General features: G+C 69.2%; 22 protein-coding genes. 10 read left to right on the forward strand and 12 right to left on the reverse strand.

The window, feature by feature from the left end; genetic code table 11:
• Window positions 1-9 precede the first annotated feature (9 nt).
• On the forward strand, window positions 10-207 hold the full coding sequence (locus tag HWX39_RS11275; protein ID WP_175968059.1) for a hypothetical protein: 198 nt from the start codon (window positions 10-12) through the stop codon (window positions 205-207).
• A gap of 85 nt (window positions 208-292) precedes the next feature.
• Complete coding sequence (locus HWX39_RS11280) at window positions 293-739, forward strand: MarR family winged helix-turn-helix transcriptional regulator (RefSeq protein WP_085043161.1); 447 nt, start codon at window positions 293-295, stop codon at window positions 737-739.
• Between the two features lie 87 nt (window positions 740-826).
• Here the strand turns inward: HWX39_RS11280 and HWX39_RS11285 are convergent, their stop codons facing one another.
• From HWX39_RS11285 to HWX39_RS11305, 5 genes are all read right to left on the reverse strand, one after another.
• Complete coding sequence (locus HWX39_RS11285) at window positions 827-3,112, reverse strand: molybdopterin cofactor-binding domain-containing protein (protein ID WP_175968061.1); 2,286 nt, start codon at window positions 3,110-3,112, stop codon at window positions 827-829.
• Between the two features lie 222 nt (window positions 3,113-3,334).
• Window positions 3,335-3,988: an isochorismatase family protein gene (locus HWX39_RS11290; protein WP_175968063.1), complete on the reverse strand. Its 654-nt coding sequence runs from the start codon at window positions 3,986-3,988 to the stop codon at window positions 3,335-3,337.
• Window positions 3,989-4,007: 19 nt separating this feature from the next.
• Window positions 4,008-5,048 (reverse strand): 2,5-dihydroxypyridine 5,6-dioxygenase, encoded by a 1,041-nt coding sequence (locus HWX39_RS11295; RefSeq protein ID WP_175968065.1) that lies wholly within the window; start codon window positions 5,046-5,048, stop codon window positions 4,008-4,010.
• 47 nt (window positions 5,049-5,095) lie between these two features.
• The gene (locus HWX39_RS11300) at window positions 5,096-5,926 is read right to left on the reverse strand and encodes an alpha/beta hydrolase (protein WP_175968067.1); all 831 of its coding nucleotides are present in this window, start codon (window positions 5,924-5,926) and stop codon (window positions 5,096-5,098) included.
• Window positions 5,927-5,951: 25 nt separating this feature from the next.
• A complete protein-coding gene (locus tag HWX39_RS11305) occupies window positions 5,952-6,704 on the reverse strand; it encodes an Asp/Glu racemase (protein WP_060212471.1) in 753 nt (250 codons plus the stop codon).
• A gap of 299 nt (window positions 6,705-7,003) precedes the next feature.
• Here HWX39_RS11305 and HWX39_RS11310 point away from each other — a divergent pair, with 299 nt between their 5' ends.
• From HWX39_RS11310 to HWX39_RS11325, 4 genes are all read left to right on the forward strand, one after another.
• A complete protein-coding gene (locus HWX39_RS11310; RefSeq protein WP_175968069.1) occupies window positions 7,004-8,161 on the forward strand; it encodes an FAD-dependent monooxygenase in 1,158 nt (385 codons plus the stop codon).
• Window positions 8,162-8,330: 169 nt separating this feature from the next.
• The gene (locus HWX39_RS11315) at window positions 8,331-8,834 is read left to right on the forward strand and encodes a (2Fe-2S)-binding protein (protein ID WP_175968071.1); all 504 of its coding nucleotides are present in this window, start codon (window positions 8,331-8,333) and stop codon (window positions 8,832-8,834) included.
• Window positions 8,824-11,238: a c-type cytochrome gene (locus HWX39_RS11320; RefSeq protein ID WP_175968073.1), complete on the forward strand. Its 2,415-nt coding sequence runs from the start codon at window positions 8,824-8,826 to the stop codon at window positions 11,236-11,238. Before HWX39_RS11315 ends, HWX39_RS11320 begins: the two co-directional genes overlap by 11 nt.
• A gap of 219 nt (window positions 11,239-11,457) precedes the next feature.
• Window positions 11,458-11,790 carry a hypothetical protein gene (locus HWX39_RS11325; RefSeq protein WP_175968075.1) on the forward strand — a complete coding sequence of 111 codons (333 nt, stop codon included), beginning with the start codon at window positions 11,458-11,460 and terminating at the stop codon, window positions 11,788-11,790.
• 113 nt (window positions 11,791-11,903) lie between these two features.
• Here HWX39_RS11325 and mmsB read toward each other — a convergent pair whose 3' ends face one another.
• From mmsB to HWX39_RS11340, 3 genes are all read right to left on the reverse strand, one after another.
• Complete coding sequence (gene mmsB / locus HWX39_RS11330) at window positions 11,904-12,794, reverse strand: 3-hydroxyisobutyrate dehydrogenase (protein ID WP_175968077.1); 891 nt, start codon at window positions 12,792-12,794, stop codon at window positions 11,904-11,906.
• 64 nt (window positions 12,795-12,858) lie between these two features.
• On the reverse strand, window positions 12,859-14,385 hold the full coding sequence (locus HWX39_RS11335) for a CoA-acylating methylmalonate-semialdehyde dehydrogenase (protein ID WP_175968079.1): 1,527 nt from the start codon (window positions 14,383-14,385) through the stop codon (window positions 12,859-12,861).
• A gap of 116 nt (window positions 14,386-14,501) precedes the next feature.
• Window positions 14,502-15,821, reverse strand: coding sequence for an MFS transporter (locus HWX39_RS11340; RefSeq protein WP_175968082.1), 1,320 nt, complete (start codon window positions 15,819-15,821; stop codon window positions 14,502-14,504).
• A 153-nt stretch (window positions 15,822-15,974) separates the two neighbouring features.
• Here HWX39_RS11340 and HWX39_RS11345 point away from each other — a divergent pair, with 153 nt between their 5' ends.
• Together HWX39_RS11345 and HWX39_RS11350 are read left to right on the forward strand one after the other, a co-directional pair.
• Complete coding sequence (locus tag HWX39_RS11345; protein ID WP_175968084.1) at window positions 15,975-16,934, forward strand: LysR family transcriptional regulator; 960 nt, start codon at window positions 15,975-15,977, stop codon at window positions 16,932-16,934.
• A gap of 109 nt (window positions 16,935-17,043) precedes the next feature.
• Window positions 17,044-17,541 (forward strand): hypothetical protein, encoded by a 498-nt coding sequence (locus HWX39_RS11350; RefSeq protein ID WP_175968086.1) that lies wholly within the window; start codon window positions 17,044-17,046, stop codon window positions 17,539-17,541.
• Between the two features lie 64 nt (window positions 17,542-17,605).
• Here the strand turns inward: HWX39_RS11350 and HWX39_RS11355 are convergent, their stop codons facing one another.
• Window positions 17,606-18,328 carry a haloacid dehalogenase type II gene (locus tag HWX39_RS11355; protein WP_175968098.1) on the reverse strand — a complete coding sequence of 241 codons (723 nt, stop codon included), beginning with the start codon at window positions 18,326-18,328 and terminating at the stop codon, window positions 17,606-17,608.
• Between the two features lie 562 nt (window positions 18,329-18,890).
• Between HWX39_RS11355 and HWX39_RS11360 the strand changes: the two genes are divergently transcribed.
• Complete coding sequence (locus tag HWX39_RS11360; RefSeq protein WP_175968100.1) at window positions 18,891-21,140, forward strand: EAL domain-containing protein; 2,250 nt, start codon at window positions 18,891-18,893, stop codon at window positions 21,138-21,140.
• Window positions 21,141-21,160: 20 nt separating this feature from the next.
• On the opposite strand, the gene HWX39_RS11365 is transcribed toward HWX39_RS11360, so the two are convergent.
• Window positions 21,161-22,228, reverse strand: coding sequence for a diguanylate cyclase (locus tag HWX39_RS11365; protein ID WP_175968112.1), 1,068 nt, complete (start codon window positions 22,226-22,228; stop codon window positions 21,161-21,163).
• Between the two features lie 76 nt (window positions 22,229-22,304).
• Window positions 22,305-23,309 (reverse strand): chemotaxis response regulator protein-glutamate methylesterase, encoded by a 1,005-nt coding sequence (locus tag HWX39_RS11370; protein ID WP_175968114.1) that lies wholly within the window; start codon window positions 23,307-23,309, stop codon window positions 22,305-22,307.
• Window positions 23,310-23,776: 467 nt separating this feature from the next.
• Here HWX39_RS11370 and HWX39_RS11375 point away from each other — a divergent pair, with 467 nt between their 5' ends.
• Window positions 23,777-24,205, forward strand: coding sequence for a hypothetical protein (locus HWX39_RS11375; protein WP_175968116.1), 429 nt, complete (start codon window positions 23,777-23,779; stop codon window positions 24,203-24,205).
• Window positions 24,206-24,251: 46 nt separating this feature from the next.
• Here HWX39_RS11375 and HWX39_RS11380 read toward each other — a convergent pair whose 3' ends face one another.
• Complete coding sequence (locus HWX39_RS11380) at window positions 24,252-24,476, reverse strand: hypothetical protein (RefSeq protein WP_175968119.1); 225 nt, start codon at window positions 24,474-24,476, stop codon at window positions 24,252-24,254.
• Window positions 24,477-24,660 lie beyond the last annotated feature (184 nt).

The following is a 24,660-nucleotide window of genomic DNA, read 5'->3' on the forward strand; positions in this document are numbered from 1 at the left end:
GGCATGCACATGATTCGTGCGCATGCACTTGAAAGTGAAGTGTGTGCACGAAAGTTTGCCGATACACGCAAGCACGTGCGCGGCAGCAGGTTCGAACGTGCATCGCTTGCCGTCTCGGCGACGTTCCCGGCGGACGAAGCGCAGTTGTCAGGCGATCGTCAGGCGCGCCGCGCGCCGGGTGCCGCGCATGCTGATGCACCGCAATGAAGCGGCAACCCGGCTCCGGGTCGAGCCGAATTGAGGGTGTACACTGCTTGTCTTTCACTGACTTGCGGCACGAGCCTTTACTTTCATGGCGTCTTCCAAGGATTCCTACGACTTTCACGACCAGGTCGGGCACCTGCTGCGCCGCGCGTATCAGCGGCACGTGTCGATCTTCCAGGAAGCGATTCCCGATTCGGATCTCACGGCCGCGCAGTTCGTCACGCTGTGTGCGGTCAAGGAGCGCCAGGCGTGCTCGCTGAACGACATCGTCAAGGCGACCGCGATCGACCAGGCGACGATCCGCGGCGTGGTCGATCGACTGAAGGCGCGCGCGCTGATCGAGGTGCTGCCCGATCCGAACGACGGCCGCAAGCTGATCGTGCGCGCCACCGCGACCGGCCTCGCGCTGATCGACCGCACGGTGCCGTTCGCGCGGCAGGTGACGGAGCGCACGTATGGCGCGCTCAATCCGGGCGAGCGGGTCGCGTTGCAGTTTCTGCTGCGCAAGATGATGGAAGAAGACGGCGACGCGTGATGCGCGCCGCTCGCGGGGCGGTAGTCGTGCCCGCCTGGTCAGCCCGTTTGTCGGCCGGCTTTGATCCCGCGATGAAGCTGGCAGCGCTCAAGCCGCGCCGGTTGCGCTCTGCTCACCGGCTGCGTCGACCGTCATCAACCGGCCTGCGTCGCGCAACGCGGCCCGGACCGTCTCCGGCGTAAACGGCGGCGCATAGAACCGCACGCCGGTCGCATCGAACAACGCGTTCGCGACGGCGGCAGGGCCCGGCACCGACGCCGACTCTCCCGCGCCGAGCGGCGGCTCGCCTTGCCTCGGCATCAGCACGACATCGATGTCCGGTACTTCCGCGAAGGTCAGGATCGGATAGCTCGCCCATTCGCGCGACGCGACCTTGCCGTCGGCGAAGCGCACGCGCTCCTTCAGCGTGCGGCTCAATACCTGGATCACGTTGCCGTGGATCTGGTGGCGCACGCCGTCGGGGTTGATCATCGTGCCCGTGTCCTGGCCGACCGTCACGCGTTCGATGCGGATCTCGCCCGACACGCGATCGACGCTCAGGTCGACGATCCACGCCGACCACGCCGCGCCGAAGCCGGGGAAGCGGCTGTGCACGTAGCGCGCATAGGCGATCCCGCGGCCGCGCACGAGCCGCGAGGGAGCGGGTTCATGCGGCGTGCGCCGCACGCGCGGCGTCCAGCCCGCGCGCTCGGCCACCGCCTGCAGCAGTTCGGACGCGCGCGTGTCCTGCAGATGGCGCAGCCGGAATGCAAGCGGGTCGACGCCGGTCAGCGCCGCGCATTCGTCGACGAACGCATCGTGCGCGAACGAGTTCGGCAACGCCGACACGCCGCGCAGCCACGACGCGCGCACGAGCGGTGCGAGATCCTCGCAGACGAAGCGGCGATGCGGGCTCGCGTAAGGCGACACGGCCGTGCGGTCGCCCATCTCGAACACGCGCGGCTCGGGCGCGATCGTGCCGGCCAGCAGCGCCGCGAGCAGCGGCGCGTCGTTCGACGGGTAGCGCGTCGAGAAATCGTAGCCGAGCAGGCGGCCGTCACGCGTGACGGTGCCGGTCACCTGCATCAGCTGGCCCGTGCCTTTCGGTTCCCACAGATGTTCGTCCGCGCGCGACAACTGCACGCGCACCGGGCGGCCGACCGCGCGCGACAGTAGCAGCGCGTCGCCGCACACGTCGTCCGCGCCGTTGCGGCCGTAGCAGCCGGCCGCTTCCATCCGCACCACGTCGAAATCGGCTTCGTCGCGCGCGACGAGCGTCGCGAGGTCGTAGCGCAGCGATACGGGATTCTGCGTGCCGGACCACACGGTGATGCGGCCGTCGCCCGGTTCGCGGTAGTCGGCGAGCGCGCATGACGGGCCGATCGAGCCGTGCATCTGGAACGGCCACGCATAGGTGCGCGACAGCGTGATCGTGTCGGGCTGCGTACGCGCGGCGTCGACATCGCCTTCGTCGAGCAGCACGCGGCGTTTGGCCGGCGCGGCGGCGATCGCGGCGGCCGGTTCGTCGAGCGACGGCAGTGCGGGGAGCGGCCGCCACGTCACGCGCAACTGGCGCGCCGCACGGATCGCGTGTTCCTCGCGTTCGGCCACCACACCGACGAAATCGCCGATCGCAACGACGGCCACGAGCCCCGGCACGTCGGCCACCGACGCGTGGTCGACGTCGACGAGCGAGGCGCCGACGAATGCGCCGCTGTCGTGACCTGCATACGGCGGTCGCACGACACGACCGTGCAGCATGCCGGGCACGCGCATGTCGTGCACGAACGTGAGCTGGCCGGTTGCCTTCGCGGGCAGGTCGACGCGCGGCGACGACCTGCCGACGATCCGGTATTGGGTGGGGTCCTTCGTGCGGGTGTTCAGGTCCAGCGTCAGCGCGATCCGGTGCGCGGCGACGAGCGTGGCGAACGTGGCCGTTTGTCCGTTCGCCGAGATCGTCGCATCGTCGATTTGCAGTTGCGCCGCGTCGACGTCGAACCGTTCGGCGGCAAGCGCCAGCAGCGCGTGGCGCGCCTGCGCGGCCGCACAGCGTAGCGGCGTCGCGGAAATCTGGATCGTCGCGCTCGCGATGGTCGGGCCCTGGTTCGGTGTCGCGGCCGTGTCGCCGAGCACCATCGTCACGCGCGCGGCCGGCACATCGAGTTCCTCGGCGACGATCTGCGCGAGCGACGTGCGGATGCCGGTACCGAGATCGACGTGGCCGTTGAACGCGAGGATGCGGCCGTCGTCGAGAATCGCGACGAACACTTCCGGCAGCGCCGGCACGTAGGACGACAGGCTGCCCGGCTGGCCGGGCGCCGGCTTGACGGGCGGCGCGGGCGGCCGGATCACGGTCAGGCAGCCGTTGCGCGCGAGCAGTTCGGAGCGGTTCACGGATGACGGGTCCTGTCGAGGGAGAGGCGGCGCGCGGCCGGATGCAGCGTATGCGGGGCGAGGCGGCCGGCGGCCCGGGCGTCCTGTTCGCGGGGTGTGTCGAGGGCAATGACGGTGACCGTCGCGAGCTCGCGCGTGCTCAACAATCTAGGCCGCCAAAAGCGCAGCGTCAATCGGGCGGGCGCCCGCCGGCCAGTCACGCCGCCGGCCTGCCGCGACGGTTCATCGTGTGCGCGCCTGCGCCGCATCGATCGCCGCGATCGCATCGTCGAGCGGCATGACCGCCGCGTATTTCTGTTGCATGTCGAACAGGTTCGCGTCGTGCGGCGCGATCGCGCGATCCCCGACGCAATCGGCGAGCACGAGCGGGCGGAACCCGTGCGACATCGCGTCGACCACGCTCGCGCGCACGCAGCCGCTCGTCACGGCGCCCGCGACGAGCAGCGTCTGCACCGCCCGTTGCGCGAGCCACGGCGCCAGTTGCGTGCCGAAGAATGCCGACGGCACGGTCTTGCGCACGACGAGTTCGCCTGGTGCGGGCGTGAGCTCCGGCACGATCGCGCTGTTCGGATGGTGTTCGGTCAGCGTCGCCATGCCGGGCACCTTCAGCGAGAACACGTTGTCGTCGCTGCCGTCGTCCGCATACACGATGCGGCTGTGCGCGACGGGCCAGCCGCGTTCGCGCGCGAGCGTGAGCGCACGCGTCGTGCGCGCGATCGCCGGTGCGATGTTGCCGCCGCCGAACGTGGCGGGATCGGCGAAGCCGACCACGAAGTCGACGATCAGCAGGCCGATGTTGCCGTGCGGCGGCAGCGGCGTGCCGAAACCCTGCTGGCGATAGATGTTCGCTTCGGCGTGGCGGGAAAGATCGTTCATGGTGTCGGGTGCTCGTGGGTCACGCGGGTTGATCGGTCACGCGGCCGTCGCGCACGACGGTTTCACCGTCGAGTTCGACCGTGCAGCGGCGCAGCGGGATGTCGATGTGGCAGGTGGTCGTGCGGTTGCCGCCGCCTTCGTTGTTCGGGCCGAGCGAGAACAGGAAGTTGCCCTCGAAGGCGCGTGCGTCCATCCCGATCGTCGCTTCCCGGTCGTACAGCCCGAGCGTCGACCAGCGCGCCCGCGGCTGCAGCCCCCAGCCGACATGCGAGATCGCATAGCCTTCGGGGTCGGCGAAGGTCTCCATGTAGTCGCGCAGCAGGTCGGCGTCGACGCCGCCTTCGATGCGCGTTGCATAGCCGCCTTCGACGGTCAGTACGATCGGTTCGCTCACGTAGCGCTTCTGCGGCAACAGGATGTCGCCGCGATCGATCACGATCGTGCCGCGCGCGGTGCGGTCGTTCGGGTAGGTCAGCGCGAAGCCGCTCGGCCAGTGGTCCCAGCGGCCCGGCGCGTCGACGAAGCCGTATTCGGCCGTCGGCGGGAACTCGCCGAGCGGACACACGAGCGCGGTGCCGGCCGCCGACGTCACGCGCATCTCGCGGGCGGCGGCGATCCGTTTCGCTGCGGCGAGCACGCGCGTGCGGTCGGCGAGCGTCGGCACCATCCGCACGAGCACTTCGGGCGGCTCGACCGCGAGCAGGATTTTCGTGCCGGACTTCAGGATGTCGTGCTGCTCGGGCGAGAACAGCAGCGTCATCAGGTCGAGCACGAGGTCGCTCTCGCGCAGCGCGGCGATCGCGGCCTTGTTGCCCGTCAGCGGCGTCGTGCCGAGATACGCAAGCGGGTCGCGGCTGAACGCCTTGTCGCCGTTCACGGGCGGCAGGTCGAGCCGGTTGACGATCGCGCCCATCGTTTGCGTCGCGATCAGTGCGCACGACAGTGTTTGCGGGTGAGTGGCCGCGCTCGTCAGGATCGTGACGGTCTGGCCCGGTTCGAGGCGTGACAGCGCGAGCACCTGCTTCCACGCGTCGATCAGTTGGGTATCGCTGACTGGCATCGTCGGCTCCGGTAAAGGCGTGAAGGAAAGGGGCGGGCGCCGCGCGATCAGGCCGCGAGCGGCGCGCCAAGGAAGTCGCCGAATGCCGCGTAGAAGCCCGGTGCGTTGTCCCAGGGAATCATGTGGCCGGCGTCGGGCACGCGCACGTGCCGCATCGACGGCGTCGCGCGCTGCAGTTCGGCGACGTCGTCGTCGCGCACCACGTCGCCGCGTTCGGCCGTGATCAGCAGCGACGGCACGGCCAGCTGTGCGGCGTCCGCGTGGAAATCGTCGGTATGAAAGCCTTCGTACGTCGCGCGCACCGCGCGCTCGTCGCAGGTATGCAGCCATTCGGCGCGCAGCTGCAGTTCGGCGTCGGTCCAGGTCGGGCAGAACGCGCGCATGCCTTCGGCGTCGGTGCCGGCGCGCGCGAGCGCCATCGAGTCGATGTACCACGGCAGCTTGCCCGGGTAGTCGCGACGGTTCGGGCCCGACACGGGCGGATCGACGAGCACGACCGATTCGAGCCCGCGGATAGCGCGCCGCGCCGCGCGCGCGGCGATCCGCGCGCCCATCGAATGGCCGACGAGGCTCGTGCGCGGCAGGCCGAGCGCGGCGACGAGTGCCGCGATGTCGTCGGCCTGCGCATCGAGGCTGTAGTCGAGCGATGGCGACGCGTCGGACAGCCCGCGGCCGCGCACGTCGACCACGTAGGTATCGAACGCCGCGCCGAATACCTCGCCGACGAAACCCCACGTGATCGCGGGGCTCGTGATGCCGGGAATCAGCACGATTGCCGGGCGCGACGCGCGCGCGCCGGTCGCGCCGCCGTAGCGCAGGTAGTGCTGGCGGATGCCGTTCGCGCGAACATTCGCGCCGTACAGGAAAGTCGAGGGCATGTGGGCTCCGTCGAAAGTGGGGCGCTCAGTACGCGCCGGACAGCAGTGCGCCCGCGCCGGGTACGATCGGTTCGAGGTCGAGTTCGCGCAGCATCGCGTAGGTCGTCGCGATCGCGGCCGTGATCACGGGCTTGCCCGTCATCGCCTCGACCTTCGCGACGGCCGGCAGCGACGGCATCTGCACGCAGGCGGACAGCACGATCGCATCGGCGTCCTGGTAAGGCAGCGTCTTCACGATATCGGGCAGGCGCGCCGGGTCGTGGCGGCCGACGTCGAGGTTGTCGGGGATTTCCAGTGCGCGGTACGCGAGCACGTCAAAGCCTTCGTTGCGGATGTAGTCGACCACGAGTTCGGTCAGCGGCAACATGTACGGCGCGACGACGACGATCCGCTTCGCGCCGATTACCTTCAGTGCGTCGACGAGCGCGCCTGCGCTCGTCAGCACCGGCGCCTGTGCGCCGTTGTCCGCCGTGTGCTTCGTCAGGCGCGCCTGCGACACGCGGTGGTAGCCGTGCCCCATCGCCATGATCGCGACGAGGCACGCGTAGCCGAGTACGTCGACGCGCGCATCGCTCAGTTCCACCGCGCAGCGGTCGGATTCGGCATCCATCGCCGCGAGTTCTTCCTTGACGACCTTCTTCATCCGCATTCGGCTCGAGTGATACGTGAAGCGCTCGGGGCGGATCGCTTCGCGCAGCCGCAGCATCGCGGGAATCTCGGTTTCCATCGTCGTGTTGGAACTCGGCACGATCTGGCCGATGCGGTAGGTCTTGCTCATGACGGGGAGGCTCCGTGTCGGTAAGGATGGGGCGGCACGCTGGCGCGGGATCGCCGGATGTCGAGCAAAGTCTAGTGTGTACATTTGAAAATCGCAATGGATAAAAATGGCGTCGATCTTGGGTTTATCGCTTTGCGTCGCGAATATTCGTGGAATTATTGGTGTTTTCCCGAATGTGTTTGCGACCGTCGACAATCCGCTTGTCCTGAGTAAATTGAGTGTGTACGCTTTATAAACGCCATTCAATCCGCCCGTCCTCGCGCCGTGTTCGGCGACGGGCCCACGATCAGGAGATCCGCATGAGCACACCCCGTATCGCAATCATCGGCGCCGGCCTCGGCGGCACGGCCGCCGCGGCGCTGCTTCAGCGCGGCGGCTACGACGTCGCGCTGTACGAGCAGGCGCCGGCGTTCTCGCGCCTCGGCGCGGGCATCCACCTCGGCCCGAACGTGATGAAGATCATGCGGCGCATCGGCTGCGAGGACGCGCTGGAGACGATGGGTTCGCATCCGGATTGCTGGTACAGCCGCGACTGGCAGACGGCCGACGTGCTCGCTCGGATCCCGCTCGGCGACTACGCGCGCAAGGCCTACGGCGCGAGCTACCTGACCGTGCATCGCGGCGATTTCCATGCATTGATGACGCAGGCGGTGACGCCCGGCACGATCCGCTTCGGCAAGCGGCTCGCGGCCGTGGACGACACCGGCGATGCGGTGCGCCTGACGTTCGCCGACGGCAGCGTCGAGACGGCCGACATCGTGATCGGCGCGGACGGTGTGAATTCGCGGATCCGCGAGCACCTGCTCGGCGCGGAGCCGCCGCGCTACACGGGCTATGTCGCGCACCGCGCGGTGTTCCCGGCGTCGCTGCTCGGCCACAAGCCGTACGACATGTGCGTGAAGTGGTGGTCCGAGGATCGCCACATGATGGTCTACTACGTGACCGAGAAGCGCGACGAGTATTACTACGTGACCGGCGTGCCGCAGGCCGAATGGCCCGAAGGCGTGTCGATGGTCGACAGCAGCCGCGACGAAATGCGCGAGGCGTTCGCCGGTTTCCACGCCGACATCCAGCACCTGATCGATGTGTCGCCGTCGATCACCAAGTGGCCGCTGCTCGAACGCGATCCGTTGCCGTTGTGGAGCCGCGGCCGCCTCGTGCTGCTCGGCGACGCGTGCCACCCGATGAAGCCGCACATGGCACAGGGCGCGGCGATGGCGATCGAGGATGCCGCGATGCTCGCGCGTTGTCTCGACGAAGTCGGCGTCGGCGACTACGCGGGTGCATTCGCGCTGTACGAGGCGAATCGTGCGGCGCGTGCGTCGAAGGTGCAGCTCGTATCGCACAACAACACGTGGCTGCGCACGAACGAGGATCCGTCGTGGGTGTTCGGCTACGACGTGTTCGACGTGCCGCTCGTCTCGCCGTCGCGCAACAGCGTCGCGGCCGTGGCCTGACGCGCACGCAGTGCCCGCGCCGGCCGGCGCTTCGCCGTCGCGAGTGCCGATGCGCCGGTACGTGTGTTTTTCGGCGTGTTATATGTCAGGCGCGCGCCGGCGGCAGTGCCCGCCGCCGGTCGCCCGCCGCCGGCCCCCTCGGCCCGCGCGCCGCATTCCGGATCCATTCATGTCCCATCCCGCTTCTCCGTCGCGGCCGCTGGCGTTTCGCGTGAACGGCGCGCCGCACACCTTCGACGATGCCGCACCCGATGCGCCGCTGCTGCTGATCCTGCGCAACGACTGCGCGCTCAACGGCCCGAAATACGGCTGCGGGCTCGGGCAGTGCGGCGCATGCACGGTGCTGGTCGACGGGCGGGCAACGCGTTCGTGCGTCGTGCCGGCCGCCGCCGCGAGCGGGCGCGACGTCACGACGCTGGAAGGACTCGGGTCGCGCGACGCGCCGCATCCGATCCAGCGCGCGTTCATCGACGAGCAGGCCGCGCAGTGCGGCTATTGCCTGAACGGGATGATCATGAGCACGAAGGCGCTGCTCGACCGCGATCCCGCGCCGGACGATGCGGCGATCCGCGATGCGTTGCGCTTCAATCTTTGCCGCTGCGGCACGCACCTGGAGATCATCCGGGCCGTGCATCGCGCGGCTCGCTATCTGCGAGGCGGCGATGAAGCCTGACGCAGGCCTGCCCGTCGCGCCGGCGCGCGTCACGTTACCCGAGCCGCGCGATGACGTCGGCGTCGATGCATTGTGCGCGCACCACGCGCGCTACACATGGCCGATCGGAGATGCGCATGCAGGCGCGCAGGTATCGCTCGACGTCGAAACGCGGACCGCGTCCGACGGACGGATGACGACCTGGCGCTATCGCGCGCGGGCGGCCACGGACGATCTTCACGCGCCGCATGATGCGAAGAACGAGCGCGCGGATACCGGCCCTGCCGCGCCGTTCGTCTACCGGCATGCGCAGACGTCGATCGAGCTTGCCGATGCCGGCCACGCGATTCCCGGCCACGCGCACGTGTTCGCGCGCGAATCCTTCGTCGACGAACTCGCGGACGCGTTGCGGCGCGACCCGGTCGCGTTGCGCCTGCAGCATCTCGATGCGGCGCGGGATGCGGGGCCGCGCGAGATTATCCGGATGGTCAGCGAGCGCGCCGCATGGGGCGCGCCGGCCGCGGTCGACCCGGGTGCCCATGCGCACCTGAGCGGGCGCGGCTTCGCTTTCGATGGCGCCGCGGCATCTTCCGGCGACACGCCGCCGGCAGCCGACGCGATACGCGACGGCGACGCGCGCTGGTCCGCATGGGTCGTCGATCTCGATGTCGACCGCGCGACGGGCGACGTCGCGGTGCGGCGCGTCGTGGCCGGGCAGGGGGCCGGCGAACCGGGCGGCGCGTCGATGGCCGGCTTGCCCGCCTGGCAGATCGAGGCGGCGATTTCGCGCGTGATGGGGGCGCGCTTGTCCGCGCGACCCGCGCATGACGAAACCGGCATGGGCGCGCGGCGGGATGCGATCGCTCACGAACTGATCGCGTTCGACGACACCGCGCATCGCGAGCACGGTGAACTGTCCGGGCACGATGCGCGCCGGATCGAGCAAGCGGCGGCGCCCGCGGCGGCGGCGATCGCGAACGCACTGTACGACGCGACGGGCGTGCGGTTTCGCGCACCGCCGTTCGACGCCGAGCACATTCGCGCGGCGCTTGCGCGACCGGTGCCGGCCGATTCCGGCGAAGCGGGGCGCAGCGACCCGCGTCGCGCATCGCGCTGGCGCCGCTGGCTGGCCGGCGGCGGCGTGGGCGGGGTGGTCGGCGGGCTGATCGGTCTGGCCTGCGCGATCCTGCCGGGCCCCGCGTCGATCGCACCCGTTGCGCCCGGCGGCGCGGATGGCGCGATGTGGAGTGCGGCGACGCTCGAACGCGGCCGCCTGGTCGCCCTCGCCGGCGATTGCGCGGTGTGCCACACCGCGCCAGGCGGCGCGACCAACGCGGGCGGGCTCGCGCTCGATACGCCGTTCGGCACGATCTACACGACGAACCTCACGCCGGATCCCGAAACCGGCATCGGCCGATGGTCGTATCCGGCATTCGCGCGCGCGATGCGCGAAGGCATCTCGCGCGACGGCACGCACTTGTACCCGGCGTTCCCGTACACGGCGTTCGCGAAGCTGAGCGAGCCCGACCTGCTCGCGCTCTATGCGTACCTGATGTCGCAGCCGCCGGTGAAGCATGTGCCGCCGACGACCAAACTGCCGTTCCCGCTCGACCAGCGGCGCCTCGTCGCCGGCTGGAACTGGCTGTTTCACGATGCGCGGCCGTTCGCGCCGGACCCGGCACGCTCCGCGATGTGGAATCGCGGCAAGTATCTGGTCGACGGCGCCGGGCACTGCGGCGCGTGCCATACGCCGCGCAACGCGCTGGGCGCGGAGAAGGGCGGTTGGGCGTACCTGTCGGGAGGCGAGGCCGAGGGGTGGGTCGCGCCGCCGCTCGTCGCGTCGCCGGCGACGCCGGTGCCATGGACCGAAGGCGCGCTGTTCGACTACCTGAGCACGGGCTTCTCCGCGCAGCATGGCGTCGCGGCGGGGCCGATGGCGCCGGTCGTCGCGGGGCTTGCGTCGCTGCCCGAGGCCGATGTCCGGTCGATCGCGCACTATCTCGCGTCGCTGTCGCCGCCCGTCGATACCGCGGCGGCGGCCGATGCGGCGGCCCGGCGCGCGCGCGGTGCGCAAGCCGTTGCGACGCTCGGCCTCGAGAACGGTCGCCGGGCGTTCGACGCCGCGTGTGCGGTCTGTCATGCGGAATCGGGCGGCGTCGGGCATTTCGGCGTACGCCCGCTGATGGGGCTCAACACGAGCGTCAGCCAGGCCGCACCGGACAACCTGCTGCGCGTGCTGCATCACGGGATCGACCAGCCGGCCACCGGCGAGCTCGGTTACATGCCGGGCTTCGGCGACGCATTCGACGATCGGCAGATGGCCGAGCTGGCCGCGTATATCAGGGCGCGCTACGCGCCGGGACAGCCGGCGTGGCGGAACCTGGCGGAAGCGTCGGCCAGGATCCGGCAGGAAGCCGCGCACTGATCGGCCGCCGCGCAACGCGCTGCGGCGGGCCGACCGGGCAAAATGACCGGTTCGCGCGATCTGGCCCGGAAACAGGGCGGAAATATTGCCCCATTTTCATCATCGTTTAACCATTCGAAACAATGTGTTCACCGAAAGGGGCATGATCTCCGGCGATCCAGCAGGCATACTGTCGCCTATGTTGTTCAATGCGCGTCGACCGGCGCGCGCTTGCCTCCCATGTCCACTCCAGTTTCCTTTCGAACCTTGCGATGGTTGACCGTCGCGGCTGCTGCATGCTTGCTCGCCGCGTGTTCGACCGCTTCCGACGTGACCGCGACGTCGAACCCGAACGTGTATACCGTGACGACGCGCACGGTCGGCGTGTCGACGACGTGGGCCGACGCCCACACGAAGGCCGTCGACGAAGCCACCAACTACTGCACGCAGCGCGGCATGCGCGCGAGCGTGAAGCAGGAATCGCTGACCGGCGGCAGCCGTGTCGGCGCGCGCTCCGAACTCGCGTTCGAGTGCCATCCGACCTTCGAGACGGCGTCGAACCCGCGCGGTTGAACGACCGGCGGCGGCGCCGCCGCCCGCGTTTTCCTTCCCCCGCAAGCAAGACGACCCGCGATGCCGTTCACGCACATCGCGGGTCGGCGCACGTCCGGTGCAGGCTTTAGCGGTTACGCCGGCTGCGCCTCGTACAGCTTCACGCACGCGGAAAAGTCGAGCGAGCCGAGCCCCTGCTGGCTCATCAACTGATAGAGCTGCTGCGCGAGCGCGCCCATCCACACCGGCTGGCGGGCGCTGCGCGCCGCTTCGGTCGCGAGCCCGAGATCCTTCAGCATCAGGTTCGCCGCGAACCCGCCCGCGTAGCCGCGCGCGGCCGGCGCGGTGTCGCTCACGCCCGGATACGGGTTGTAGGTGTCCGAGCTCCAGCAGCGGCCGGTCGACGTATTGATGATGCCGGCCAGCACGGCCGGATCGATCCCGAGCGCCGCGCCGAGCGCCATCGCTTCCGAGACGCCCATCATCGAGATCCCGAGCAGCAGGTTGTTGCAGATCTTCGCGATCTGCCCGGTGCCCGTGCCGCCGCAATGCACGACGTTCTTGCCCATGTCGAGCAGCACGGGGCGGAGGCGCTCGAACAGCGCGGCGTCCGCGCCGACCATGAAGGTCAGCGTGCCGGCCTGCGCGCCGCCGGTGCCGCCCGACACGGGCGCGTCGGCGAGCGGGAAGCCGCGCTGCGCGGCGGTGTCGGCCACGGCGCGCACGGTGCCGGGGTCGATCGTGCTGCAGTCGATCAGCGCGGCGCCGGCGCGCGCGCCGGCCAGCACGCCGTCATCGCCGAGGTAGACCGCGCGCACGTGCTGCGCGGCCGGCAGCATCGTGATCACGACCGCGCCGCGCGCGGCCGCTTCACGCGGCGAGCCGGCGGCCGCCGCGCCGGCGCGCACGGCGACGTCCACCGCGTGCGCGTCGAGGTCGAACACCGTCAGCGTGTGACCGGCCTTGAGCAGGTTGGCGGCCATGGGGCCGCCCATGTTGCCGAGTCCGATGAATGCGATTTCCATGTACAGGTCTCCGTATCGACCGGACCTGGCGCTTTAGCGCCTGGTCCGGTCCCATGCTTCGCACTCAGCGCAGTGCGATCGTCGTGTTCACGCCGCCGGCCGTCGCATCGTCGTCGAACCAGCGAGCGGTGACCGTCTTGGTCTGCGTGTAGAACTGGACGACCTGCTTGCCGTACGGGCCGAGATCGCCGAGCTTCGAGCCGCGCGAACCCGTGAAGCTGAAGTAGGGCACCGGCACCGGGATCGGGATGTTGATGCCGACCTGGCCGATGTCGATCTCGCTCTGGAACTTGCGCGCGGCCGCGCCGCTCTGCGTGAACAGGCCCACGCCGTTGCCCATCGGGTTGCGGTTGACGAGCGCGATCGCTTCGTCGAGCGTGTCGGCTTCGAGCACGACCACCACCGGCCCGAAGATTTCTTCCGTGTAGATCGACATGTCGGTCGTCACGCCCGAGAAGATCGTCGGGCCGACGAAATTGCCTTGCTCGTAGCCGGGCACCTTCACGTTGCGGCCGTCGAGTTCGAGCTTCGCGCCGGCCTTCACGCCTGCGTCGATCAGCGACAGGATGCGTTCCTTCGCCGCCTTCGATACGACGGGGCCGACGTCCGTGCCCGCTTCCGCGCCCGCGTTGACCTTCAACAGCTTCGCCTTTTCGACGAGCTCGGGCAGCCAGTCGCGCGCCTGGCCGACCAGCACGACGACCGACGTCGCCATGCAGCGCTGGCCGGCCGCGCCGAAGCCCGCGCCGACGAGCGCGTTGATCGTCTGCTCGCGATGCGCATCGGGCAGCACGACCGCGTGGTTCTTCGCGCCCATCATCGACTGCACGCGCTTGCCGTGCTGGCTGCCGAGGTTGTACACGTGCGTGCCGACGCGCGTCGAGCCGACGAACGAGATCGCCTTGATGTCCGGATGCGTGCAGAGACGGTCGACCACCGTCTTGCCGCCATGCACGACGTTCAGCACGCCCTGCGGCACGCCGGCCTCGATCGCGAGTTCGACGAGCTGCATCGTCGACAGCGGATCCTGCTCCGACGGCTTCAGCACGAACGTGTTGCCGCACACGATCGCCATCGGGAACATCCACAGCGGAATCATCCCGGGGAAGTTGAACGGCGTGATGCCCGCGCACACGCCGATCGGCTGGCGCAGCGTGTAGGTATCCACACCACCCGCGACGTTCTCCGCGAATTCGCCTTGCTGCAGCGTGCCGATCGAGCAGGCGTGCTCGACCACCTCGAGGCCGCGGAAGATGTCGCCCTGCGCGTCGGGCAGCGTCTTGCCTTGCTCGGCCGTCAGCGTGTGCGCGATCCGTTCGAGATTGCGGCGCACGAGATCCTGGAACTTCAGCATGATGCGCAGCCGCGCGCCGATCGGTGTCGTCTTCCACGTCTGGAATGCACGCTGCGCGGAGGCGATCGCGGCATCGACCTCGTCGAGCGTCGCAAACGGCACGCGGCCGATCGTTTCCTGCGTCGCGGGGTTGACGATGTCGCCCCATTCGGCGCTTTGCGATTCGACGAACGCGCCGTCGATCAGCAGCTTGGCGGTGGGCAGGGCGAGGGTGGTCTGGGGAACTGCGGCGTTCATGGAACTCTCCGGGATGGAAGCGGTGTTGCGATGAAAAAGCAGCCTGTTTCCGCCGCCCGTGCAGGCACGGCGGACAGCAGGACGAACTGGATTCGGACGGATGCCGGCTGGCGGGCTCAGGCGCGCGGAGGCCGCATCAGCGCGGTACACATGAGCGCGAACACGCCGAAGCCGACGAGGTACGCGATCACGTAGTGCGGCTGGCCGCCGCCGGCCTTGAGCAGCGACGTCGCGATCATCGGCGCGAAGCCGCCGCCGATCACGCCGGCCAGCTGCACCGACAGCGAGATGCCGCTGTAGCGGATTTCCGCGGGGAACTGCTGCGCGAACAGCAGCGATTCCGGCGCATAGAGGATCGGGAACACGACGCCCAGGCCGAGCACGATCGCCCACCATGCGTACGACACCTGCTGCGTGCCGAGCATCATGAAGAACGGCGCGGCGAACGCGCACATCAGCACGAGGCCGATCGCGAACATCCGGCGCTGGCCGATGCGGTCGCTCAGGTGGCCGCACAGCGGCATCGTGACGAGCGACAGCGCCGCGCCGGCCGTGATCGCGTGCAGCATTTCGGCTTTCGGCAGGTGCAGCTGCTGCGTCGCGTAAGCGAGCGCGAACGTGACGACCATGTAGAACCAGGTGTTCTCGGCGGCGCGCGCGCCGACGATCGTCAGCACCTCGCGAGGATGGCGGCGCAGCGCGGCCGTCACCGGCGACTTCTCGGCCTTGCCCTGGCGCTGCATCTTCTCGAAGTCGGGCGATTCGGGCACCTTTGCGCGGATGAACCAGCCGAGGCCGACGAGCGCGATGCTCGCGAGGAACGGCACGCGCCAGCCCCACGACAGCATGTCGGCTTCCGGCAGCGCGGCCACCGCGGCCATCGCGACCGACGACAGGATCAGGCCGAGGCCGACCCCCGTTTGCGGCAGGCTGCCGAACAGCCCCTTGCGGCCCTTCGGCGCGTGTTCGACGGCCATCAGCACCGCGCCGCCCCATTCGCCGCCGACGGCCATCCCCTGCAGGAAGCGCATCGCGATCAGCAGCGCGGCGGCCCAGTAGCCGATGCGGTCGTACGACGGGATCAGCCCGATGATCATGCTCGGCACGCCCATCAGCAGCAGCGTGATCATCAGCATCGACTTGCGGCCGATGCGGTCGCCGAAGTGGCCGAACACGATGCCGCCCATCGGCCGGCCGATGAAGCCGACCGCGAACGTGCCGAATGCGGCGAGCGTGCCGACGACCGGATCCAGCGACGGGAAGAAGATGCGGTTGAACACGAGCGCGGCGGCCGTGCCGTAGAGGAAGAAGTCGTACCACTCGATCGTGGTGCCGGCCATGCTGGCCCAGCCGGCCAGCAGGTAGTGCTTCGCGGTGCGGGCGGGGGCCGGCGCCGCGACTGTCGCATGCTCATCGAGGGTGGATCGGGTCTGCATGGTGTCTCCGTGGTGGTGCCGCGGCTCGTGGTCCGCAGGTCACGGTCGAGTATAGTTATGCGCAGATTCATCATGTACCGATAAAGAAACCGGTTGGATGTGCATTTATGCATATCGAAGACCGGCCTGGAGACGCCAGCTTTTTTCTCGCCGATGCGACATGCCACCGAGCCGGTTTCCGGCAACCTGAACTGGGACGACCTGCGCTTTTTCCTCGAAGTCGCGCGCACGCAGCGCGCGAGCGGCGCCGCGAAGCGGCTCGGGGTCGACTACACGACCGTCGCGCGGCGCATTCGGGCGCTCGAGGCCGCGATGGGTACGCTGCTGTTCGACAAGTCGCGCTCCGGCGGCTTCATGCTGACGGCCGAAGGGCAGCGGCTCGTCGCGTATGCGGACGCGATGGAGACGACCGTGCAGTCCGCGTGCGACCAGGTCGCGAACACCGGCGAGGCGTTGTCGGGCCACGTGCGGATCGGGTCGACCGAGGGGTTCGGCTGCTTTTTCCTCGCGCCGCAGCTCGCGCGGTTTCGCGCCGCGCACCCGCACGTGACGGTCGACCTGCTGCCGGTGCCGCATTTCGTCAACCTGCCCAAGCGCGAGGCGGACCTGGCGATCACGCTCGAGCGGCCCGAGCGCGGGCCTTACGTGGTCACCAAGCTGTGCGACTACCAGCTGCGGCTCTATGCGACGCGCGACTATCTCGCGAACCACGCGCCGATTACCTGCACGGACGATCTCGCGCAGCACGCGTTCATCAGCTACGTCGACGATCTCGCATTCAGCAACGAACTGCTGTATCTGGACCGCGCGGTGCCGGGCGCAACGGCCGGGCTGCGCACGACGAGCGTGATCGCGCAGTACTTCGCGGCGCTGCAGGGCGGCGGGCTCGCGATCCTGCCGTGCTTCATGGCGGGCACGCAGCCGGCGCTGGTGCCGGTGCTGCCGGACGACGTGGTCGTCACGCGGTGCTTCTGGCTGACGTGCCGCGAGGATCTGCGCAAGCTGCGGCGCGTGACCGCGCTGTGGGATTACCTGCGGGCGGCGGCGGACGCGAATCGCGCGCTGCTGTCGGGCGAATCGGGGACGATGAAATTCGTCGGCGACGCCGATTAGCCGGTGACGGAAGCGGCGGCGATCGCTGCAGCGGCGTGCCTGCAGCGCAACGCGGAGGCGAGGGCTATCATCGCGCCATGTCCGTACCGGCAGTTGCCAGGAGAGTGTCGTGGAAATTCATTCGCAGTGGACGTTCGATTGCCGGCCCGAGCATGTCTGGCCGCATTTCCTCCATGCCCGGATGGACGATACGCGGCCGTTGCTGTTCCGCCTCGGCGTGCCGAAGCCGGTCAGCTGCCGCGTGCTCGAAGGCGTGCCGGCCGTCGGCAACACGCGGCAGTGCACGACCGATCGCGGCACCATCGACCAGCGGATTCTCGTGCTCGACGAGCCGCGCCGGCTGCGTTACCGGATGGTGGCGTCGACGGTGTGGTGCCGCGACTGGGTCGGCCTGCTCGAGGACGAATTCACGCTGACGCCCGTGGAAGGCGGCCGGACACGCGTCGAACGGCGCACCGTGTTCAGTGCGCGCGGTCACTTCAGGCCGATCAGGCAGATCGGGTTGTGGGTCGCGTTGCAGCAGGCGCACCGGTATGCGGCCCGCAACTGGCGGCGTCTCGCGATGGCCGCGCAGGGGCAGGCGGCCGAGATGGCGTCGGCGCGCTAGGCCTTGGGAGCCGGCGCTCGACGAGCCGCCGGCCTCCCCGCGATCGCGCACCGGAACCCGGTTTTCAACGCGGGCACGCGAGCCGGTCCGCGAGTTCGTTCAGGTTCTTGACGTCGAAGTCCCACGCATCGTCGGCTTTCAGGTCGGTCGTCTGGCCGGGCCCGTGTTCGGTCGGCCGCAGCACGAACGCGGTCGACAGCCCCTGCCGGCGCGCGGCCGCGAGGTCGCCGTTGTGCGCGGCGACCAGGCACAGCTCGGCCGGCTCGACGCCGAGAATCTCGACCGTCTCGCTGTAGACCTGCGGCGACGGCTTGTACGCGCGGACGACTTCCGCGCCCAGAATCGCATCCCACGGCAGCCCCGCGCGTTTCGCGACGTCGACCATCAGCCGGATGTTGCCGTTCGACAGCGGCGCGATGATGAAGCGTCGCTTCAGCCGGTGCAGCGCCGTGACGGCGTCGGGCCACGGATCGAGGCTGTGCCACGCGAGGTTGAGCGCGTCGATGTCGGCGTCGGGCACGTCGACGATCCCGTAGCGGTCGAGCGTGCGGACGAGGTTCTCGCGATGCAGGACGTCGAGCCGCACGTAGCGGCGGCGCCCGCTGCGGATTTCCTCCATCGACGGCGAATATTCGGCCCGCCATGCATCGGCGAATTCGAGCGGGTCGAGCGCGGGGGCGTGGCGATCGAGGAACGCGGCGGCGCCGCGTGCGACGCCGCTTCTCCAGTCGACGATCGTTCCGAAGACATCGAAAACGAGCGCCTTGATTTCGGCAGGGTTCGTCATGGTGATCCCGTGAAGGTCGTTCGATGAGGACACACATCGCCGTGCCGCCGGAATGCGCGACGCCGGTTCGATCGTCATTGAATCACGGATACGAAAACGCGGCCCGGCCGGCCCGCGATGGCGTCCGCTGGTTGCCGCAACGGATGAAACGAAATGGCTGCGCGAGCGCGAGGCGTCGCTCGGCCATCCGCTGTTCAGGGGCATGGATCCAGGGCGGACGACTGGACGCGAACGCAGCCGGGGCGCCGCCACAATCTTACGAATCGTTTGCAAACGCGGCACACGCGGGCCGTTGCGTTGCCGAGGGCCGTCGCGCCGGGCGCAAGCCTTTCGGCAAGCTGACCGGCGGTCGCAAGCGGTGCCGTGACCGCGCGTAACCCCTGATGCGAGCGGATGCGCGGGGCGTCACGGATTGGTGTTAAATAGGTTTCGGCGCGCGATGGCACGGCGCGCAATACGGGGCGCACCGGGCATCGGCGTAAACCCGGGGCGAAAAACGGCACGAAGGATCGAAAACGAATCGGGCGCATCAGACCCGATCGGACAGACGGCAGGATTCATCTTGAATACCGAACCGCAAAGTTCTCGTTACAGTCTCGGGCTCGCGGCGGAAGTGCTCGCGTCCGAGCAAAGCGTGCTGAGGCTGATCACGCGCAACACACCGCTGCCGGACCTGTTGGTCGAAGTCTGCCGGCGTGCCGAGGCGTTGCTCGGCGACGGTGCGTCGTGCACGATCCTGCTGCTCGATACCGACGGCGTGCACGTGCACGTCGGCGCCGCGCCATCGCTGCCCGCGCAGTACAGCGCGGCGATCGAAGGGGCATCCATCGGGCCCGTGGCCGGCTCGTGCGGCACGGCGATGTACCTGCGCCGGATGGTCGCCGTCGAAGACATCGAAACCGATCCCCTGTGGGCCGACTACCGTGCCTTCGCATTGCCGCTGGGCTTGCGTGCGTGCTGGTCGGTGCCGTTCCTCGACGATAGCGGCGCCGTGCTCGGCGCGTTCGCCGTCTATCACCGCACGCCGCGCCGGCCGGGCGACGAGGAAACCGCACTGTTGCGCGATATCGGCAACAGCGTCGGCCTCGCGGTGCACCAGGACCGGATCGCGCGACAGCTCGCGCGCAGCGAGGAACATCACCGGCTCGTGGTCAACAGCCTGCAGGAAGGGATCCTCGTCGTGTCGCGCGACGGCGTCGTGGTCGCGAGCAACCCGAGTGCGAACCGGATGATGCGCGTGAAAGGCGACCTCGTCGGCCGCCGGCTGTCGACGGTGATCCTGCGCAAGCTGCACGAGGACGGCACGCCGATCGCGCCCGACGAATGGCCGAGCCGGCGCGCGCTCGAGACGGCCACGCCGCTGCTCGACTACACGGTCGGCTTCGGCCTCGCGGACGGTGACATCATCTGGGTGCGTGGCAACGCGGTGCCGATCGTGAGGCCGGGCGAGAAGCAGGCCGACTCGGTGCTCGTGTCGTTCAACGACATCGGCCCCGTGCGCGAAGCGCAGCAGCAGCTGCGCTACCTGGCGACGCGCGATGCGCTGACGGGCCTCTACAACCGCCGATGGCTCGGCGACCGCATGCGCGAGCTGTTCGGCGGGCGCGATGCGGCGGGCGGGCCCGCGCGCGTCGCGATCCTGTTCATCGATCTCGTCGGCTTCAAGAAGGTCAACGACACGGCCGGCCACGACGTGGGCGATGCGCTGCTGCGCGGCGTCGCCGCGCGGCTCGCGGCCTGCGGGGGCGGCCAGTACGCCCTCACGCGCGTCGGCGGCGACGAGTTCGTGATCCTCGTCGACGACTGCAGTGATCCCGACCAGCTCGCGGCGCTCGCACGCGAGGTGATCGACGCGATCGCGAAACCGTTCGCGATCGCGAACAACGAATACTGGCTCGGCGTGTCGATCGGCATCAGCGTCGCGCCGCGCGACGGCGACGATGCCGTCACGCTGATGCGCAACGCGGATTCGGCGATGTACGACGCGAAGCAGCGCGGCCGCAATCACTTCACGTTCTTCACCGCACAGCTCAACCTGCGGCTGCAGCGCCGCTTCGCGATCGAGCAGTCGCTGCGGCGCGCGCTGTCGTCGGACATGCTGCGGCTCGCGTATCAGCCGGTCGTCGATGCACGCAGCGGCCGCACCGTCGGCGCCGAGGCGCTGCTGCGCTGGACGAGCCCGGAGCTCGGGCCGATGTCGCCGGCGGAGTTCATCCCGGTCGCGGAAGATACGGGGCAGATCGTCGCGATAGGCCAGTGGGTGCTCGAAACCGCGTGCCGGCAGGCTGCCGAATGGCGCCGCACGATCGCGCCCGATCTGATGCTGGCCGTCAACCTGTCGCCGCGGCAGTTCCACGAAGGGCTCGTCGAGTCGGTCGATCGCTGCCTCGCGCAGGCGCGACTCGATCCTTCCGCGCTCGAACTCGAGATTACCGAAGGACTGCTGATGAACGACACGGACACCGTGCTGCCGATGCTCGAGGCGCTCACGGACATGAACGTGCGGATCTCGGTCGACGATTTCGGCACCGGCTACTCGTCGCTCGCTTACCTGAAGCGCTTTCCGCTGCACAACCTGAAGGTCGACCGCTCGTTCGTGTCGGGCGTGCCCGATCATCACGACTCGGTGGCGATTACGCAGGCCGTGGTCGCGATGGCGCATTCGCTCGGGATGAAGGTCACGGCCGAAGGCGTCGAGACGCAGGCGCAGTCACGGTTTTTGCAGCAGATCGGCTGCGACATGCAGCAGGGCTATCTGTTCAGCCGCCCGCTGGACCCGACCGACTACGCGCGCCGGCTCGGCGCCGTGTGAGCGCGGCACGCGTTCGGCGTTCAGTCGACGCGCGGCCCGCCGAAATCGCCGGGGACCGGCATCGTCGGCGTCGCATCGATCTCGACGCGGTTCTTGCCCTCATGCTTCGCGCGATAGAGCGCGCGGTCGGCGGCTTCGATCAGCACGGTCGTCGGCAGGCCGGGCATCGGCACGATGCTCGCGCCGCCGATGCTGATCGTCACGGTGTTGCCCGTCGACGAATGCGCGTGGCGCAGCCGCAGCGCCTCGATCGCGAGGCGGATCTTCTCGCCGAGCAGCCGCGCGGCGCCCGGCGACGTGGCCGGCATCACGACCGCGAATTCCTCGCCGCCGAAACGCGCGGCAAGATCGCCCGACTGGCCGAGACAGCGCTCGATGGTCGACGCGATCTGCTTGAGCACGCTGTCGCCCGACACGTGGCCGTACGTGTCGTTGTACAGCTTGAAGTTGTCGACATCGATCATCAGCAGCGACAGCTCGCTGCGCTCGCGCATACCTCGCCGCCATTCGGCGGCGAGGTATTCGTCGAGATAGCGCCGGTTCGACAACCCGGTCAGGCCGTCGGAATGCGTGAGACGCCGCAGCTCGAGATTGGCTTCGAGCAGTTGCTGCTGCGATTGCCGCAGCGCGCGATAGGCCTCGTCGCGCTGCAGCAGGTTCATGTACGAACGCGAGTGGTAGCGTACCCGCGCGACGAGCTCGATGCGGTCGGGCAGCTTCACGAGGTAGTCGTTCGCGCCGGCCGCGAACGCGGCGCTCTTGATCACGGGCTCTTCCTGCGTCGACAGCACGATGATCGGCACGTCGCGCGTCGCCGGATTCGTCCGGTACGCCCTCACGAGGCTCAGCCCGTCGGTGCCGGGCATCACGAGGTCCTGCAGGATCACGGTCGGCCGCGTCTCGATCGCGGTGGCCATCGCGTCGTCCGAACGCGGGCAGTAGTGGAAATCGATGCCTTCCTCGTCGACGAGCGCGCGCCGCACGGCTTCCGCGACGATCGTCTGGTCATCGACCAGCAGCACCATCGCCGGCACGTCGGCGGGCGGCGTATAGGGGCCGCCTGGCGGGCGAGTCAGGTCAATCGTCATGGTCGATGCGGGTTGTTGCGGTCGTTGCGGATGTTGCAGGGGCAGGCATGGGTGTTGCGCGTGTTCATCGTCGGGCTCAGATTCTCGCGAGCGCCGCCAGTTCGCCCGCGATGCGCCCGAGCGGCAGGATCGCGCGCGCCGCGCCGAGTGTCGCGGCCGCCTTCGGCATGCCGTACACGGCGCTCGTCGCCTCGTCCTGCGCGATCGTATGGTAGCCCTTCATCCGCAGCGCCTTCAGGCCGATCGCACCGTCGCGTCCCATCCCCGTGAGCAGCACCCCGATCACGCGGCCGGGCCAGTGCTCGGTCAGGCTGTTGAAGAACACGTCGACCGACGGGCGATACGGCGTGGCGGCCGGCTCGCGCGTGTATTCGAGCGTGCCGGCGCGCGTGATGCGCAGGTGGTCGTCGGTCGCGGCGAGCAGCGCGACGCCCGGCTGCGGGCGGTCGCCTTCGTGCGCGACGCGCACGGCGAGCGGCGTCTGCCCGTCGAGCCATTGCGCCATGCCTTCGGCGAACGCGCGGTCGACGTGCTGGACGATCACGATCGGCGCGTTGAAATCGGCCGGTAGCGCGCCGAGGATCGACGCAAGCGCGCCGGGGCCGCCGGCGGAAGCGCCGATCGCGATCAGCGGTCCGCCGCCGGCGCGGGAGGCCATGCCGGCGAGGCGCGTGCCGCCGGGAGCGTCGAGCAGGCGTCCGATCTGGTCGATCTTCGCGAGCAGCAGCCGGGTCGTGTCGCCGGCCGCGCCTTCGCCGAGCTGTGGCGTATCGACCGCGTCGAGCGCGCCGGCGCCCATCGCCTCGAACACGCGCCATGCGTTTGCGCCGATACAGCTCGTCACGATCAGGATCGCGCACGGTCGTTCGGATCGCATGATCCGCCGCGTCGCTTCGATCCCGTCGAATTTCGGCATGATCAGGTCCATCAGCACGACATCGGGCGGCTGCGTGGCGCACAGCTCGACGGCTTGCGCGCCGTCGGTCGCGACCCACAGCACGCGGTGCTCGGGCCGGCGCGCGATCGCGCGGCGCATCGCCTCGACGGCAAGCGGGAGGTCGTTGACGATGCCGATGTTCACAAGCGGAATTCTCCGGTCGGTTCGTAATGTTGGAGGTGGGCCGGGTTCATGGAAGGGGCTGCCTGCTCGGCGCCGCCGGGCGGCATCGGCGGCCGGACGGCACGGCATTCTTTTCGGTTGGCGACGCCCGAATGCTGTCATGCGGCGCGGGCGGCGGCAATCGAAAAATTCGCGCATTGTGCCGTTTCAGTGCGTTTCCTCTATGACGACGCGTGTCGGGATGCGGCCGCCGGCCGCCGGATGGCACGTGAAAGCCGGTCGCCGCTGGCGGGCGGACGGCACGCCATGCGATCATGACGCGCCAATCGCACCCTCTCGCCGTCCGTCGCGCGAAATCCGTCGAACCCCATGAACCAGACGCCTCGTTTTCAAATGACCGCGCGCGCCATCGCGGCGTGGCTGAGCGTCGGTGCGCTGTCTGCATGGCGGCGCGGCACCGGCGGGGAGCCGGCCGCGAGGCGTTCGCGATGACCGCGCCCGACACCCTGCTTGTCAGCCGCGACCCGTACGCGCCGATCGTGATCGATCACGATGGCCGGTTGCTGTACCGGATCTACATCGAGAGCGGGCACGCGTCGTTCTACCGCGATTTTCCGGTCGATCCGGACGCGGTGCGCGTGCTGCGCGACGACGCCGAGCGCTATTACTTCCTGTTCGCGGCGCTTCACCCTCCGTACCAGCTGAGCGCGACGAACCTGTCCGACGCGGAGCGGGAACGCTACTTTTGCACGATCCTGTTTGCCGGCCGCGACGAGGTCGAAGCGTTCATGACGGAACGCGACCGCGCCAGCAACGGCGCGGTCGCGAACCTGCTGAGGATCTTCACGCAGGCCGATTACCTGCAACTGCGTGCGGGCCGATGGTTCGACACGGGCGCCGGTACACCGGCCGCGTAGCGCCCGCGACAGCCTGCCATCCGCTTCAACGGGCGCGGCCGCGCCGTCAATGACTGCGCGCGTACCCCTGGATCAGCGCACGCATCATGCCTTCGACCGTCGCGTCGAGCAGGTCGGCTTCCCGCTCGGACTCCTCGACGAGCGCGGCATACGCGGTCGCGAGCGTCACGCGATCGACTTCCTGGCGTTGCTCCATCAGCGTCACCATCCCGTCCTTCGCCAGATGAGCGGAGAACGCGCGGCTGCCGATGGTCTGGAATACGTCAATCATGGCGGCTCTCCCGTCCGTTGCCGATGCTTTCCAGTTTAGTCGGCGTACCGGGGCTTCGCCACGCGCGGCGGCCCGTCGCACGCCGCCCCCGGCGCGGGACCGCGCGCGCCGGGGCGGGTGCGTCCGCGCCGGCCGTCCGTCCGTCGATTCCTCGGATGAAATACCGCCGACACATGGCCCGGGC

It is taken from the genome of Burkholderia sp. BCC0322 (assembly GCF_902833045.1).
Taxonomy (GTDB): Bacteria; Pseudomonadota; Gammaproteobacteria; order Burkholderiales; family Burkholderiaceae; genus Burkholderia.